Raw genomic sequence first — 15565 nt, forward strand, 5'->3', positions numbered from 1 at the left:
ATTTCTCCTTATGTTGCGGCCCGCGCATGCGGGCCTATTCCTGGTAGCTCATCGCTGGATACTCATCGGGTTTCCATAGCTTTCCTACCCGCCTTCGTGTGAAGTTGAGGCCATGTGGCCTCGCTCGATTAACCAGTGCCCAAGAGCCTCAGCATTCGCCTTTTGGGTTTTGAACGCTCGGGCGAACGCGTGACGCTTTTGGGCGTTGTCATAGCAGGACGAGGTGGGATGAATCCACGCTCCTCGCCCAGGAAGCGAGCCCTTATCGTCCACGACCACCGTTCCGGCAGCCAGTTTGAGACGACACAGCGCCCGCTGGGTACTCTTCTCCCGACAACCGACGCAGGTCCGGAGCGGTTCGCGCACAGGCGCGTTCTGAGAAGAGCACATACGCGGCCTAGTCTACCGCACGATGCCCCCGAAAAGACAATGAGTGTGCTCACCCCAGGGTGAACACACTCACGTCACAAGCACATCAGGCTAGGCGGCAGAATCCTCGCTTGCCTTGCGGATGTCGATCGACCATCCTGTCAGCTTGGCGGCAAGGCGCACGTTTTGTGCCTCCTTGCCGATCGCGAGCGATGCCTGGTCATCAGGGACAATCGCACGAGCCTGGCGCATGTCCTTATTCAGAATGTCCACTCGAATGACCTTCGCCGGCGAGAGCGCGGCCGCGATGAAGAGCGCGGGATCGTCGTCGTAATCGACAACGTCGATTTTTTCGCCACTCAGTTCAGCCGTGACTGCACGGACACGCTGACCGTTATGGCCGATCGAGGCACCCTTAGCACCAACCGACGGATCGTTCGACCAGACAGCGATCTTTGAACGATGACCCGCCTCGCGGGCCAGAGCAACGATCTCCACAATGCCGTCGGCGATTTCAGGGACTTCGGTTTCAAACAGGCGGCGGACAAAATCAGGATGCGAACGCGACAGGCGAATCGACGCACCCCGCTGGCCAACCGAAATATCGAGAATCAGCGCGCGAATGAGATCACCGTGGCGGTAGTGCTCGGACGCCACCTGCTCCTCGCCGCGCAGGATTCCACGGTTTTCACCAAGCTCGATGAAAAGATCACGCGACTCGGGATGATTGTTCGCCGGACCATCAACTACTCCGGAAACGATTTGCCCTTCCTTGCCAGCGAAATCGCCGAGGATCCGCTTGGATTCAGCATCGCGAAGGCGCTGAGCGATGATGGAACGCGCGGTCGCTGTCGCGATGCGGCCGAAATCGTTCGGAGTATCGTCGAACTCGCCGATCTTCTCACCGTTTTCATCGAGCTCGGGCGCCCACACCGTGACCTTACCGGTGGTCCGATTGAGCTCGACTCGCGCCCCTCGCACAGCGCCAGGCACGCGAAGGTATGCGTGAATGAGAGCATCCTCGATTGCGCCGAGGAGAAGATCCAAGCTCACTCCGAGTTCAGATTCCACGACCTTTAGTTCGTTGAGCGAAATGTCCACGATTACTCTCCTTCAGGCTTCTTCAGCTCGAGCACCACTTTTGCGCTTCGGACCTGTGAGAGTGGGATCTCACGCTCCTGGGCGCCCTTCGATTCAATCCGAAGAACCATTTTATCATCGCCGACGCTCAAAACCCGCCCCTGCACGTGCTCAGATTCGAGATTGACGTTCGAAAGATGTCCGATCGCGCGGGAGAAATGACGAGGTTCGGTGAGCTTGCGCTCCGCCCCCGGAGTCGACACTTCGAGGGTATAGGCGCCGTTGACCGGATCAGCCTCATCGAGCGCCACCGAAATAGCGCGGGTGACATCGCCAAGCACATCCGTGCCCACTCCCCCTGGCCCCGACTCGAGATCCACGATCACGCGCACAGAAGTATGCTTGCCCGCTCGGACAACCTTCACTGCTTCAAGATAAAGTCCCGCATCCGCAACAACTGGTGAAAGCAGATCAAAAATTTCCTGGTTTTGAACATTCGCCATGCCCCAAGCCTACCGCCACGGCGGGCATGGACGCCCTTTGTGGCAAAATTGCCCGTATGGGATCACGCATTCGTTTCGTTGGAGCGCTCGTTGTGGCGCTCGCACTGTTCGCTCTCGTCATGGTCGTTATGGGCACTCGGCTCGACAATCAGCAACTCGATCCCCCACCGGCGAGCGACGGCGAGAAGGCGCGTCAAGAGCTCGCACTCACGGCACACGCGCTCACGTCGTCGAAAACCGCGGGCGCCGATGCACGCGAGTGGGAGACGGTGCTGGGTGGGGTGTGGCGCGCATGGCCCGCAGGCACCGAACCATCTGGGCATGCGAACCCTTCCCCTGTTGTCCCCACCGGCTCCGAAAAACAGCTCCTCGACGACGTCGTGAAACTCGCAGCGTCGTTCACTCCCGACCGCGAGATCGGCATGTCAATCGCCTTTTCTGCCGCGTCGCACCTCGCGTCCACTCCCAGCACTCCCGACGTCGGTGAGCTGGCTCGCCTCGCAGCCTCGGCAGACGCCGTCGCAGATATCGACGCAGCACGCCAGTGGCTCACCGTGTGGACTGCGCGAACCCGAGGCGAGGGCGAGGATGCGAAGCGAGCCCTCACGGCAACCCTCAACGACATCGTCCAAGGAGCGATCGAGCTCGGGGCGAAAGACACTCGAACAACCTACGAACCAATCGCAAAAAAGATCCCCGACGACGCCTACCAGCTGCTCTACTCACGCCTGGTCCAGATGGCGAAAGGTGCTCACACCAAGGGCGCTCAGGCTCTGCTCGCACTCGCTTCCCAGATGCAGGCGGTTCCCGGAGCACCCACGCCTGGCCCCTTGCCCGGCCTCACACGAAAGTAAGACTCAAGCGCCTCGAGCCAGTCTGTGCAGCGTAGCTCTAGTTCCTGCACCGCAACGATTACGGCTCGCACAGATGTGCACCCCGATACACAGCACAAATGGTGGCGGGTTCCTCACGGAACCCGCCACCATTACTGTCGCGCTCGGAAATTACTTCAGGAGGTCGAGGACTGTCGCCACTGCCTCGTCAACCGAGACTTCGGTGGACGTGACTTCGCGGCGGTCGCGGACCTCTACAATTCCATCCTTCAAACCACGGCCAACGACCACGCCGTAGGGCATGCCGAGAAGCTCGAAATCGGCGAACTTCACACCGGCAGAGACCTTACGACGATCATCCACGATGGCTTCGAAGCCCGCAGCCTCGATCTCTGCCGCGATGCGCTCAGCAGCCTCAAACACCTCATCGCCCTTGCCTGTGGCGAGGACGTGCACCTGGGCCGGAGCGATATGAGTGGGCCACACGAGGCCCTTCTCGTCGCAGTTCAACTCTGCGAGTGACGCCATCACACGAGAGACGCCAATGCCGTAGGAACCCATTGTGACTACCTGGGCCTTGCCATTCTGATCGAGAACCTTCAGATCCAGAGCCTTCGCATACTTGCGGCCGAGCTGGAAGATGTGGCCAACCTCGATACCACGCTCGATGGAAAGCGGGCCGGATCCATCCGGCGCCTCGTCGCCTGCACGAACCTCGGCAGCTTCGATCATGCCGTCAGCCTTGAAATCGCGGCCGTACACCATATTCACCAGGTGAGCCTCGAATTCATCTGCACCAGTAATCCAGGCACTGCCCTTTGCAACATGCGGATCGAGCAGGTAACGGACCGAACCAGAGACTGCACCATCCTCATCAACCGTGCGCGCCGGCGAATTCGGACCAATCACGCGCGGGCCGATGTAGCCCGCCACCAGCTCCGGATGCTTCGCAAGATCCTCAGGTGTGGCAAGCTCAACCTCGGCAGGAGAAACGTTCGCTTCCACGCGCTTGAGATCCACTTCGCGATCGCCAGGAACGCCGATCACCACGAGCTCGCGCTCGCCATCCGGGTGCGTGAGCACAACAACCACGTTCTTCAACGTATCGCCAGCTTCCCACGCACGATCCTCGCGCGGAGCCACCTCGTTGAGCACACCAACGAGATCCTCGATCGTCTTCGCGTTCGGCGTGGCCACCTGGGTAGGCTCCGCAACACCGGAGTAATCCTGCTCCGGAACCGGCGGCGTGGTAACAGCCTCAGTGTTCGCAGCATAACCGCCCGGGGAACGCACGAACGTATCTTCGCCGATCGCACACGGGAAGAGGAACTCCTCCGAACGCGAGCCACCCATGGCTCCCGACGTCGCAGAGCAGATCGCAACAGGCAGGCCAAGGCGAGCAAACACCTTCTGGTACGCCTGGCGCATGTTCTCGTAGGAGGCAGCCAAGCCTTCATCTTCCAGATCGAAGGAGTAGGCATCCTTCATGATGAACTCACGCGTACGGATGATGCCTGCGCGCGGGCGAGCCTCATCGCGGTACTTCGTCTGAATCTGGTAGAGCGTAACCGGCAGATCCTTGTACGAGGAGTACATATCCTTCACGGCAACCGTGAACATCTCCTCGTGGGTGGGAGCCAGAAGGTAATCGTTCTCGCGGCGATCCTTCAGACGGAACAGGTTCGGGCCGTACTCTTCCCAGCGGTTCGTGGCCTCATACGGCTCACGCGGCAACAGCGCCGGGAACAGCATCTCCTGGGCGCCAGCGGCGTCCATCTCTTCTCGCACGATGTTCTCTACCTTGCGCAACACCTTCAAGCCAAGGGGTAACCAGGTGTAGATACCGGGGGCGACGCGGCGAACGTAGCCGCCACGAACCAGCAACTTATGGGAATTCACTTCGGCGTCGGCAGGATCCTCACGGAGCGTGCGGACGAACAGATTAGACATTTTCAGCACACGCCCAGTTTACCGCGTGCCCACGCCTAACTTACAAAAGAACGGTAGAGAAATGGCCAACCGTCACAAATCCCGACTTTTCATACACCCGAACAGCCGCCAGATTGTAATCGTTGACATACAGGCTCACTGTCGGAGCGATCTGTCGGGCCACGATCTGCGCCACACGACTCATGCATGCGCTCGCGATCCCTTGCCCGCGTAGTTCGGGCGCTACCCACACCCCCTGGATTTGGGCAACTCCCCCAGCCAATGCCCCGACGTCGGCCTTGAACTCCACTTTCGGCTCCCCATTAAAGCCGCGGCCCATCCGCACGAACGTTCGCCCCTCGCCGATGAGGTTTTCGACGCGCGAACGGTAGTAACGTCCCGACGGGTCGTAACCGACTTCCTCAGTGAACATTGCGACCGCCGCCGGATAGACCAAGGGAGCCTCCGCGGGTGTCGCTCGGCGCACGAGCGGATCGCCACCCACCTGCGGCTCGCGGGCGAAGACCATCGAGTACTGTTCGACGCGCACGTCGCGAGGCTCGGGCATGTGCGATTCGAGCCTCTTCCATAAGCCCATCACCTGGTCCTGTGGCCCGACAATCGACGACGCCGATGGGGAGGTTTTCACGATGTGCGCGGCAAGCTGATCCAGCCCATCGTCGTCGAAACCGTACGGAACTAGTGTCCCACCAGCCCACGCGACGCTACGCAAGCCGTCGGAATCGAACAGGCCGATCGCCGACGTCAGGCTCCGGCGTTGCTCGACAGGGACGCGAGCGAGCACCGTCGCAACAGGATCTGTATCGAGCAAGCGTATGAGCGCCGGCCGGTCGAAGGCGGTGAGCCTTCGAACCGACCGGCGTGAAAAGAAAAACATCTTAAACGAGAACCTCAGGAGAAGCCGACGGATCCTCGTTCAGACCAAGTTCCTCTGCCACAGCGCGAGCGCGGCGGATCAGAGTCTCAACGATCTCCTCCTCCGGCACCGTCTCAACAACCTTGCCCTTGACGAAAATCTGGCCCTTGCCATTACCAGACGCCACACCGAGATCAGCCTCGCGTGCCTCGCCCGGACCGTTCACCACGCACCCCATGACGGCAACGCGCAACGGGAAACTCACGTCCTTCAAGCCCTCCGTAACCTTGTCCGCAAGCGAATACACATCCACCTGGGCGCGCCCACACGACGGACACGAAACGATCTCAAGCTTCTTCGGGCGCAGGTTCAAGCTGCGCAGGATCTGCTCGCCCACCTTCACCTCTTCCACCGGATCAGCAGAAAGCGAGACCCGGATCGTATCGCCGATCCCCTCGGCGAGAAGAACGCCGAACGCGGTCGCCGACTTCACCGTGCCCTGAAGCATCGGGCCCGCCTCCGTCACGCCAAGGTGAAGCGGCCAATCGCCCTTCTCGGACAGCAGACGGTACGCCTGGATCATCGTGACCGGATCATGATGCTTGACAGAGATGGCGAAATCGTAGAACCCGGCATCTTCAAAAAGGCGCGCCTCGTTCACTGCCGATTCCACGAGGGCCTCCGGCGTGGCCTTTCCATACTTTTTCAGCAAGCGCGGATCGAGCGAACCGGCGTTCACTCCGATGCGCATCGCAGTGCCATTAGCCTTCGCCGCTGCAGCGATCTCGGGAATCTTGTTATCAAACTTCTTGATGTTGCCCGGATTCACACGCACGCCCGCGCCGGCCTCGATCGCGGTAAAAACGTAGGACGGCTGGAAATGCACGTCGACGACCACCGGGATCTGGCTCTTGTCCACAATCACCGGGATCGCTTCGGCATCTTTATCCGTCGGACACGCAATACGCACGATATCGCAACCCGCGGCGGTCAGCGCCGCGATCTGCTGGAGAGTGGCGCCAATATCCCAGGTCTTCGTGTTGGTCATGGACTGCACCGAGATCGGGGCATCTCCGCCAACCGATACTCCGCCCACGGTAATCTTGCGGGTCGGCTTACGCGGGGAAAGCGGTTCTTCCACCTCGCGCACGCTCGGAATTCCAAGTCCAATCGGGTTACTCATCTCTTCTCCTTTAAGGTCGCGCCACTACTGTAGTCGCTTTTAGAGCACAGGGTGAAGGATATCCGCCACAATGAGTGCAAGAGTCATGACAATAAAGAACGCTACCACCGCCTGCGAGAGCGGCCACAGCCTCGCCGTGTCCACCGGCCCCGGATCGGGGCGCCCGCGAAGGCTCGCCCACCGGCGTCGGGCAATCTCCCACAGCGCGCCGGCCATGTGCCCGCCGTCGAGGGGCAACAACGGCAACAGATTGAACACGAAGAGCGACATGTTCAGCGATGCAAGGAGCATGAGCATGTCGCCTGTGCGCTGGGCGAGCGTGTACTCGCTGGTTCCGGCCGACGCGATCTGCCCGGCAGCGTCGGCGACTCCGACGAGCCCGACGATCCCGCCCGGATCTCGCGGCGCGCCCGTCACGGTTGCGGCGAGCACGTCCCATAGTGCGACGGGGAGTTTCACGATCACCGACGCCGTTGCGGTGGCAAGTTTGCCAGTGGCGGCGAGCGCCTCAGAAACGCTCGCACGCGCCGTGACGAAGCGCGGTGCGATCCCGACGACGGGGCCCGGGCGCCCCTCGAGTAGCGTCGGCGCGACCTCCAGGCTCACTTCGGAACCCCCGCGTTCGACGACCACCGGCACCGCCGACGTCGGGCTGGCAGCGATCGACTTCTGTACAGCCTCCCACGTGGGCGTCGGGGTGCCGTTCCATGTGAGCACACGATCGCCTGCGCGCAAACCGCCAGCCTTCGCTGGCGCGACTTGTGCACAGGACTCGGTGAGGCACTCGCTGACCTGACCGATTGTCGTCGACGGCTGTGGCACACCGATCGCCGTCATCGAAATCAGGACAAAAACGGTAGCCAACATAAAGTTCGTCAGCGGGCCGCCGAACATTACCACGAGCCGCTTCGGCGCGCTCAGGCGCCAAAAGGCGCGGTGCTCCTGCCCGTCAGGGACCTCTTTCTGGCTCTCGCGGCGCGCTTCCTCGGCCATTGTGAGACGGCCGTCAGCGTCGCGAATCGCGGTGCCCTCACGAGCCGGCGCCAGCATACCCGCAAGCGACACAAACCCGCCCAGCGGGATCGCCTTCACACCCCACTCCGTGCCACGCCACTTACGCGACCACAAGGTAGGCCCGAAACCGATGAAATACCGCGGCACAAGCACGCCGAACAGCTTCGCAGGGATCAAATGCCCAAACTCGTGCAACCCCACGCTCAGCAAAATGCCGAGCACGAAGATCACCACGCCAAGCGTGAAACTCACGCCATCACCTCATGGGCACAGGCACGCGCCCACTCTTCAACGCCCAAAACACTCTCGAACGTCACCTCACCCGGATGCTCGAAGCGATCCAGCACCTGAGCCACCGTGGCCACAATATCGAGGTAGCCAATCCGGCCATCGAGGAACGCCTCCACAGCTTCCTCGTTTGCGGCATTCATTACGGCCGGGTGCAACGGCGACGTCGCCACCGCCTCGCGGGCCATCGATACAGCCGGGAACAACTCGTTGTTCAGTGGCTCGAAATCCCAGCTCGTCGGCGAATCCCACGCGTTCGGAGCGGCCACATTATCCAAACGAACCGGCGCCGACAACCCCAATGCGATTGGTAGGCGCATATCCGGAGGCGAGGCCTGAGCGATCGACGAGCCGTCAACAAACTCCACCATCGAATGAACGATCGACTGCGGGTGAACCACCGGAACAATGCGCTGCGGCGCGATATCGAACAAGTAGGACGCCTCGATCAGCTCGAGCCCCTTATTCATCAACGTAGACGAATTGATCGTCACCACCGGCCCCATGCTCCACGTCGGATGATGCAGAGCATCCTGCGCGGAAACGTTTGCCATCTGCTCGCGAGTAAATGTGCGGAACGGGCCGCCCGACGCCGTGAGGATCAGGCGCGACACCTCACTCACGCCATCCTGATTCACGCTCGTGAGCCCCCGATGGTGGCGACCACTACGAAGCGCCTGGTAGATCGCCGAATGCTCAGAATCAACCGGCACAATCTGCCCCGGGCGCGTACACGCATCGGCAATCAAGCCGCCACCCACGACCAGCGATTCCTTGTTTGCCAGGGCAAGCGTGGCGCCTGATTTCAACGCCGCCAACGTGGGGCGCAAACCTACTGAGCCCGTAATACCGTTGAGCACAACGCCGTCGGGAGCCAACGCTGCCACAGCGCTCGCCGCATCTTTCCCAACAAAAAGCTGCGGCAACGCGCTACTTGTCAGAGACTCAAACGCGTCGCGAAAGGCAGAAACGGAACGTGAATCTGCAAGCGCGACAGCGCGCACTCCAAACTCATGGGCCTGCTTCGCCAGCAGACGCACATGCGAACCACCAGCCGCGAGTGCGGTCACCTCGAACAAATCCGAATGATGCGAAATGACGTCGAGAGCCTGGGTACCGATCGAGCCCGTCGACCCAAGAATCACAACCTTCATGTCACTCCACCGCGAGAAGAACGCTCACCACACGATCAAGGAACACATCCACGACCGCCTCGTCGTATGCCTTCGCACGCTTCGCGCTGGCGAACGTAGCCATCCGAACCTCACCCGACGTCAGAGATGCCTTACCGTCGAAATAGGCCGAAACACGCGCCAGAAGGGCGTCGACGTCGGATTTCTTGTAGCCCTGACCCGCCGCATTCGCGAAACGCTCACCCTCCGGGCGCAACAGCCGCGGGTAGAGGGTCTGCGCCTGCTCGTAGGCCTTCGCCAACCAGGCGTCCTCCCCCTCGGCAGCGATCACATTCGCACGGCGACGCTGAATAAACGCAGCCTCCATGCGATCGAGTGCGGCATCGACAATCGCGGGATCGTACCCGCCACGTACCCAGTCGAAGTGGACCGCACGGATCGCATCCTCGTTCAGCTGTGCCGAATCGTCCGGAGCAGAATACGCTTCCTTGGCTTCAGCCAAAAACGTATCTACCTGATCGGGGTTGTAGCCGTAATCCTTCTCGGAAACGCGAACAAAAGTCTCACTCATGGACTTCATTCCCTTCATTCGTACTCAGACGATCTCTAAGATTGTCCGGTGCTTGTTGGTGTGCTGCGAGACGCGCCTCGACGCGGGCCTGGGCCTTCGCCGCACGACGAGCCACGTGCTCACGGTCAATCACTTCCGCCGCGAGCTGCCCGCACGCGCCGTCAATATCCGAGCCGCGCGTATCACGGATCGTTGTCGAAATCCCCGCACGCTGAAGCGTATGTACAAACGTGCGGGTGGCGTCCTTCGTCGACGCAGTCCAAATCGAACCCGGAGTAGGGTTGAGCGGAATCGGATTCACATGCACCCATCCGTGACCACGCTTGTTCAACTCCGCCGCGAGCAATTCCGCACGCCACTCGTGATCGTTCATATCCTTGATCAGCGCATACTCAATCGAGACGCGACGGCGGGTCTTCACGAAATACCGGCGGGCCGCATCGAGAAGCTCGCCCGTCTTATAACGCTCGTTGATCGGAATCAGATCGTCACGCAGGCCGTCGTCGGGAGCATGAAGCGAGACCGCAAGGGTGACCGGAATTCCGCTCTCGGCAAGCTGATCGATCATCGGAACAAGCCCAACCGTCGACACCGTCACGTTACGCGCCGACATGCCAAAACCCTCTGGAGCGGGATCCGTCATTCGGTGCAAGGCGCCCATCACCGCCTTGAAGTTCGCCAGAGGCTCACCCATCCCCATGAACACCACGTTGGTGATGCGCGTCGGCTCTCCAAGCACGCCTGCCTCAGCAGACACCATATTCAAGCGAAGCTGCTCGATAATCTCGGCGGTCGAGAGATTGCGTGTCAGGCCGCCTTGGCCCGTTGCACAGAACGGGCAAGCCATACCGCAACCTGCCTGCGAGGAAATGCACAGTGTGGCGCGATCGGGATACTTCATCAGCACCGACTCCACCACGGCGCCGTCGAAAAGCTTCCACAATGTCTTCACGGTGGCGCCGCCGTCGGCAACGAGATCACGGACTCGGGTGACGAGCGGCGGGAACACCTTAGCCACAACGTCCTTCCGGATCGACGCCGGAAGATCCGTCATTTCCTCCGGATCCACCGTACGGTGCTCGAAATAGTGCACCGAGAGCTGATCCGCGCGAAATGCTGGAAACCCCAGATCCTTGGCAAGTGCACGGCGGCCCTCGCGGTCAAGATCCGCAAGGTGGCTCGGGGCCTTCCCCTTGCGCAGTTCCGAAAACGACAAAAGCGGCCTGGGGCCACTCTCGACGCGAGGCATCACCTGCTTGTTCTTTTTCACCTCAGGTCCTAACCCACCATCGTGAAGACGACGTAACACAACGGTGCACAAAACAGAATGGAATCGAGCCGATCGAGCATACCGCCGTGACCGGGGAAAATCGAGCCCATATCCTTCACACCAAGATCACGCTTGAGCAACGACTCTGCGAAATCGCCCATGGTCGCAAACACCGGAGCGAGCATGCCCAGCCCGATCACATACGGCCAGCTCATTCCAAGTACCAGGCCGCCGAGCAGGAAGGCAATAAAAAGCGACAGAAGCTGCGAGCCGGCGAACCCTTCCCACGACTTCTTCGGAGAGATACTTGGCGCGATCGGATGTTTACCGAACAAGACGCCAGCACACCAGCCGCCGACGTCGTTCGCCACGGGAAGCAGAATAAACGTGAGTACCGCGAACGGGGCCTTATCCATCTGCGCGATCGCGATCGCGAACATGCCGAACAGGCCGATCCAGGATAGGACGAGAACACCGGCAACGGCGTCGGTCAGCGACTGCTGCCGACGCGCAAACGCGCCGGATGCCATACACGCGGCAACGCCCAGGAAGTAGACAAGGAAACCAGCCCCGATACCCTCAAGCCACGTGGCAAGCACGATCAGCGCCACCGTGCCCATCACAACCGGGTATGTGATCCGGATCGAACGGCTCAGAAATGCCCCGGCAGCCTCCCACACCGCGATCACGAGGAATACCACCGCCAGAGCGACGAAGATCTCGATGCGCGTAAACAGCGACACCCCGAGCAATGCCAGGAGTGCGACGCCGGTAGAGATTGCCGCAGGCAAGTTACGGCCTGCCCGCGATGTGGTTTCCTCCGGAGGGCGCGGCGGGTGTGGTTCCAGCCGCGCCCTCAGAGTTGCAAGTTGAGCCACGCTCAGACCTCCATGAGGTCCTTCTCCTTGACAGCAAGAAGGGCATCAACCTGGTCGGTGAACTTCTTGGTCAAGGTTTCGAGTTCCTTCTCTGCGCGATCGACCTCGTCCTCGCCAGCCTCGCCGTCTTTCTTAATGCGGTCGAGTTCTTCCTTCGCCTTGCGGCGCACGCCGCGCACGGAAACGCGAGCATCCTCAGCCTTGCCCTTCGCGAGCTTCACATACTCCTTGCGGCGCTCCTCAGTGAGGGCCGGCAGGTTCACACGAAGAACCTGGCCATCATCGGTGGGGTTCACGCCGAGATCCGATTCCTGGATCGCGCGCTCAATATCCTTCATCGCGGAGCGATCAAAAGGCGAGATCACCACAGTACGAGCTTCCGGCACCGACACGGTGGCGAGCTGCTGAAGCGGTGTGGGCGCGCCGTAGTATTCCACGATCAGCGAGGTGAACATCTCCGGGTTTGCACGGCCGGAGCGAATCTTGCCGAACTCGTTGCGGGCAACGTCAATCGCCTTGCCCATCTTCTCTTCGGCTTCGAGCATTACGTCGTCAATCATCAGTTTTCCTTGAGAGTAGTAGAAACGAGTGTTCCGATTTTGTCACCACGCAGGGCGCGGGTAACGTTGCCCGGCTCGGCCATACCGAACACGCGCATTGTCATGCCGTTCTCGCGGCACATGGAGAACGCAGCGGCATCCACAACCTTGAGGTTGTCGCGAAGCGCGTCCTCATATGTGAGGGAATCGAGTTTGACCGCGGCGGGATCCTTCTTCGGATCAGCGGTGTAGACGCCGTCGACGCCGTTCTTCCCCACCAGCAGCTCGTCGCAGTGGAGCTCGAGCGCACGCTGAGCAGAGACCGTATCCGTAGAGAAGTAGGGCATACCCGCACCCGCGCCGAAGATCACCACGCGTCCCTTCTCAAGGTGGCGAATGGCGCGGAGTGGAATGTATGCCTCTGCGATCTGAGCCATGTTGATGGCAGTCTGAACACGGGCATTCACGCCAGCACGCTCGAGGAAATCCTGAAGCGCCACGGCGTTGATCACGGTTCCGAGCATACCCATGTAGTCCGCGCGTGCGCGGTCCATGCCAGTTTCCTGGAGCTGCGAACCGCGGAAGAAGTTTCCGCCACCCACAACGATCGCGACCTGCACACCGTCGTCGACGGCCTGCTTGATTTCCTGCGAAACTCGCGTCAGAACATCGGTATCCAGGCCGACGCTCCCTCCGCCAAACATTTCACCGGAAAGCTTGAGAAGAACTCGACGCTGATTGTCTTCGTTCCAATCACCTGGGGTTGCGCTCATTTTCGTCCTTTCGCACGCGACTTCCCCACTATCTTAGCGTAGGGAGCGAAAACCGGCGCGCAGGCGTGGGGTGGGACGGGTTACGAACAGACCTGGGATTGATCAGCCCGGCGCCGGCGCCCAGGTTTGCGCAGCGTCACAGCTTCTCGCCGACGTCGGGGCACGAGTTTGCGCGTGGCACAGGCCGAGCTACCGGCGTCGGCCCGCGTTTGGATCTCTGCCGAAAAGGCGGTCGAGCTCGCGCCGCTCACGCTTGGTGGGGCGCCCCATGCCCGGGTCGCGCCGCGCAACGGGCACGAAAACCTTCGGCCGCTCGGGCGTGAGGTTTTCGTAGGCCTCGGCCGCAACCGGCGCCCCCACACGCTTTTTCAGAAGTTGGCGGACCTGAAGAATCCGATCGAAACCATCCACTCGGTAACGCACGACGTCACCGACTTTCACTTTCGTTGCAGCTTTCACCGGCTCGTCGTTGATGCGCACATGACCGGCGCGCACGGCCGCCGTCGCCTGGGAGCGTGTCTTCGCCTGCCGCACCGCCCACAACCACACGTCGATTCGCACCTCGTCCATACGAAAATCTTACGGCGTGACGAAGCCAACCGCGTAAGCCACTTGAAAAAATAGTTTAAATGTAAAATAATTAGAGGGTTGAAATTTTGTGCACAGGCGCCGAACGGGCGCCTTTTTTCTGCGGAGAAGGAGTAGCGGTGGACAACGAACAACAGCCCTATCAAGTGGGAGATAATCCCCGGAAATTCTCGGTTCCCGGCACCGATCGCATCTTCGACCGCAACGAGCTCCTCACCGTTTTGATGGTGCCGCTCGCCATGGTGCTGATGCAGATTTCCTCCGTGAACATCATGCTCGACACCATGTCACACTCGATTGGCATGGGGCCCACCGGCCAACAATGGGTGCTCGCCGGCTACGTGCTGGCCACAGGCATCTCGCTGATCCCAGCCGGCCGCCTCGGCGACGTGTTCGGCCGATCATCTCTGTTCGTACTTGGTCTCGGCGTGTTCTCGGTAGCCTCGCTCGCCCTCACCTTCGCACCGAACTCCACCTACCTCAATATCATGCGCGCCTTCCAAGGCCTTGGCGGCGGCCTCTTCGCCCCGCAAACCACAGGCCTGATTCAGCAGTACTTCACCGGCCGAGCTCGAGCAAAGGCATTCGCAATGTTCGGCCTCGTTGTGGCATTCTCCGTGGCAGCGGGCCCGTTACTCTCCGGCGCTCTGATTGCATGGTTTGGTCCTGAGAATGGCTGGCGCGGCTCCTTCCTGATCAACTTCCCCCTTGGCGTCCTCGGCATTATCCTCGCTTTCCGCTGGCTCCCATTCACGAAAGAACGCCGCCATGTGGGCGCACACGCGCACGAACTTGAGGCCGAATACGAGGCGGAGCGCGCGGCCGAGGGGCGTCCTGTCAATAAAACGAAAATCGACCTCGATCCGGTCGGCGCTATCCTCATTACCTTCACCGTTTTGGCAATCATGCTTCCGTTTACTCTGCGCGCCTCGTGGAGCTGGGGATTCCTCCCTCTCGCAGTGATCGCACTCGTGGCGTGGATCTTCTGGGAGCGCTCCTACAAGGCACGCGGCCACTTCCCGATGGTAGATATGGAGCTCTTCCGTATCCCAACCTACTCGTATTCGATGGCGATCACCGGCATCCAATTCATGGGCGCTACCTCGATCTTCGTGGTACTCGCGATCTATATGCAAGAGGGCCTGCACGCTCCAGCAATTCACGTCGCTCTTGTCGGCCTACCCTCGGCGGCGTTGGGCGCGGTTGGCGCCTACCTCGCAGGCCAATACTCATTCCAGCATGGGCGGGGCATCATGGTTTTGGGCCTCATCATCAACCTGCTCGCACTTCTCGGCTCGACGGCAGTAGTGATCGGAATCGAGCACACCGGCATGAGCTACTGGTGGCTCGCCCCTGTTCTCGCGCTGCAGGGCATCGGCCAGGGAACGCTGAACACGGCGAACCAGACGCAGGCGATGCTTGACGTTCCGCCGTCGCACGGAGGTACCGCCGGCGGCGTTCTCCAAGCAGCACAGCGCACGACGACGGCAATCGGCACCGCCATCATCACGGCCGTCTTCTTCGCCACCCAGACCACCTCACATAACTGGCATGTGGCTACCATGAGCGCCTACCTCGTGATCATCGGTATCATCACGGTTGCCCTCGTGATCGCACTGCTTTTCTGGCGCAAGGGCTACGCACAGCGCCACCCGAAGCAAGGTCGATAATCGATAAATACAGCGTGGAGCGGCGGCGGAACATTTTCCGCCGCCGCTCCACGCTGTGCGCTTCTCT

Annotated in this window: 16 protein-coding genes; 2 read left to right on the plus strand and 14 right to left on the minus strand. The window is 60.8% G+C overall.

The window, feature by feature from the left end; genetic code table 11:
* Window positions 1-84 precede the first annotated feature (84 nt).
* From P8A24_RS05890 to P8A24_RS05900, 3 genes are all read right to left on the minus strand, one after another.
* Window positions 85-390 (minus strand): YlxR family protein, encoded by a 306-nt coding sequence (locus P8A24_RS05890; protein WP_278057696.1) that lies wholly within the window; start codon window positions 388-390, stop codon window positions 85-87.
* 90 nt (window positions 391-480) lie between these two features.
* On the minus strand, window positions 481-1470 hold the full coding sequence (nusA, locus tag P8A24_RS05895; protein WP_278057697.1) for a transcription termination factor NusA: 990 nt from the start codon (window positions 1468-1470) through the stop codon (window positions 481-483).
* 2 nt (window positions 1471-1472) lie between these two features.
* The gene (locus P8A24_RS05900) at window positions 1473-1952 is read right to left on the minus strand and encodes a ribosome maturation factor RimP (protein WP_278057698.1); all 480 of its coding nucleotides are present in this window, start codon (window positions 1950-1952) and stop codon (window positions 1473-1475) included.
* A 56-nt stretch (window positions 1953-2008) separates the two neighbouring features.
* Here P8A24_RS05900 and P8A24_RS05905 point away from each other — a divergent pair, with 56 nt between their 5' ends.
* Window positions 2009-2806 carry a hypothetical protein gene (locus P8A24_RS05905; protein ID WP_278057699.1) on the plus strand — a complete coding sequence of 266 codons (798 nt, stop codon included), beginning with the start codon at window positions 2009-2011 and terminating at the stop codon, window positions 2804-2806.
* 150 nt (window positions 2807-2956) lie between these two features.
* On the opposite strand, the gene P8A24_RS05910 is transcribed toward P8A24_RS05905, so the two are convergent.
* The 11 genes from P8A24_RS05910 to P8A24_RS05960 all read right to left on the minus strand — a co-directional run bounded on the left by P8A24_RS05910 (window position 2957) and on the right by P8A24_RS05960 (window position 13810).
* Window positions 2957-4735, minus strand: coding sequence for a proline--tRNA ligase (locus P8A24_RS05910; RefSeq protein WP_278060223.1), 1779 nt, complete (start codon window positions 4733-4735; stop codon window positions 2957-2959).
* 40 nt (window positions 4736-4775) lie between these two features.
* Window positions 4776-5612, minus strand: a complete 837-nt coding sequence (locus P8A24_RS05915) for a GNAT family N-acetyltransferase (RefSeq protein WP_278057700.1) — start codon at window positions 5610-5612, stop codon at window positions 4776-4778.
* 1 nt (window position 5613) lies between these two features.
* Window positions 5614-6774, minus strand: a complete 1161-nt coding sequence (gene ispG, locus P8A24_RS05920; protein WP_278057701.1) for a flavodoxin-dependent (E)-4-hydroxy-3-methylbut-2-enyl-diphosphate synthase — start codon at window positions 6772-6774, stop codon at window positions 5614-5616.
* A 39-nt stretch (window positions 6775-6813) separates the two neighbouring features.
* Window positions 6814-8040, minus strand: coding sequence for a M50 family metallopeptidase (locus tag P8A24_RS05925; RefSeq protein ID WP_278057702.1), 1227 nt, complete (start codon window positions 8038-8040; stop codon window positions 6814-6816).
* The gene (dxr, locus tag P8A24_RS05930) at window positions 8037-9230 is read right to left on the minus strand and encodes a 1-deoxy-D-xylulose-5-phosphate reductoisomerase (protein WP_278057703.1); all 1194 of its coding nucleotides are present in this window, start codon (window positions 9228-9230) and stop codon (window positions 8037-8039) included. Before dxr ends, P8A24_RS05925 begins: the two co-directional genes overlap by 4 nt.
* 1 nt (window position 9231) lies before the next feature.
* Window positions 9232-9780 carry a cell division protein DivIVA gene (locus tag P8A24_RS05935; RefSeq protein ID WP_278057704.1) on the minus strand — a complete coding sequence of 183 codons (549 nt, stop codon included), beginning with the start codon at window positions 9778-9780 and terminating at the stop codon, window positions 9232-9234.
* Window positions 9773-11029, minus strand: a complete 1257-nt coding sequence (gene rlmN, locus P8A24_RS05940; RefSeq protein WP_278060225.1) for a dual-specificity RNA methyltransferase RlmN — start codon at window positions 11027-11029, stop codon at window positions 9773-9775. Before rlmN ends, P8A24_RS05935 begins: the two co-directional genes overlap by 8 nt.
* A 29-nt stretch (window positions 11030-11058) precedes the next feature.
* Complete coding sequence (locus P8A24_RS05945) at window positions 11059-11928, minus strand: phosphatidate cytidylyltransferase (RefSeq protein ID WP_278057705.1); 870 nt, start codon at window positions 11926-11928, stop codon at window positions 11059-11061.
* Between the two features lie 2 nt (window positions 11929-11930).
* Complete coding sequence (gene frr / locus P8A24_RS05950; RefSeq protein WP_278057706.1) at window positions 11931-12488, minus strand: ribosome recycling factor; 558 nt, start codon at window positions 12486-12488, stop codon at window positions 11931-11933.
* The gene (pyrH, locus tag P8A24_RS05955; protein ID WP_278057707.1) at window positions 12488-13240 is read right to left on the minus strand and encodes a UMP kinase; all 753 of its coding nucleotides are present in this window, start codon (window positions 13238-13240) and stop codon (window positions 12488-12490) included. The genes frr and pyrH overlap by 1 nt, the downstream gene beginning before the upstream one ends.
* Before the next feature lie 189 nt (window positions 13241-13429).
* Window positions 13430-13810 (minus strand): RNA-binding S4 domain-containing protein, encoded by a 381-nt coding sequence (locus tag P8A24_RS05960; RefSeq protein WP_278057708.1) that lies wholly within the window; start codon window positions 13808-13810, stop codon window positions 13430-13432.
* 137 nt (window positions 13811-13947) lie between these two features.
* On the opposite strand from P8A24_RS05960, the gene P8A24_RS05965 reads away from it, so the two are divergent.
* Window positions 13948-15498 carry an MFS transporter gene (locus tag P8A24_RS05965; RefSeq protein WP_278057709.1) on the plus strand — a complete coding sequence of 517 codons (1551 nt, stop codon included), beginning with the start codon at window positions 13948-13950 and terminating at the stop codon, window positions 15496-15498.
* The last annotated feature ends 67 nt before the right edge of the window (window positions 15499-15565 follow it).

The sequence above is a fragment of the Arcanobacterium wilhelmae genome, assembly GCF_029632765.1.
Taxonomy (GTDB): domain Bacteria; phylum Actinomycetota; class Actinomycetes; order Actinomycetales; family Actinomycetaceae; genus Arcanobacterium; species Arcanobacterium wilhelmae.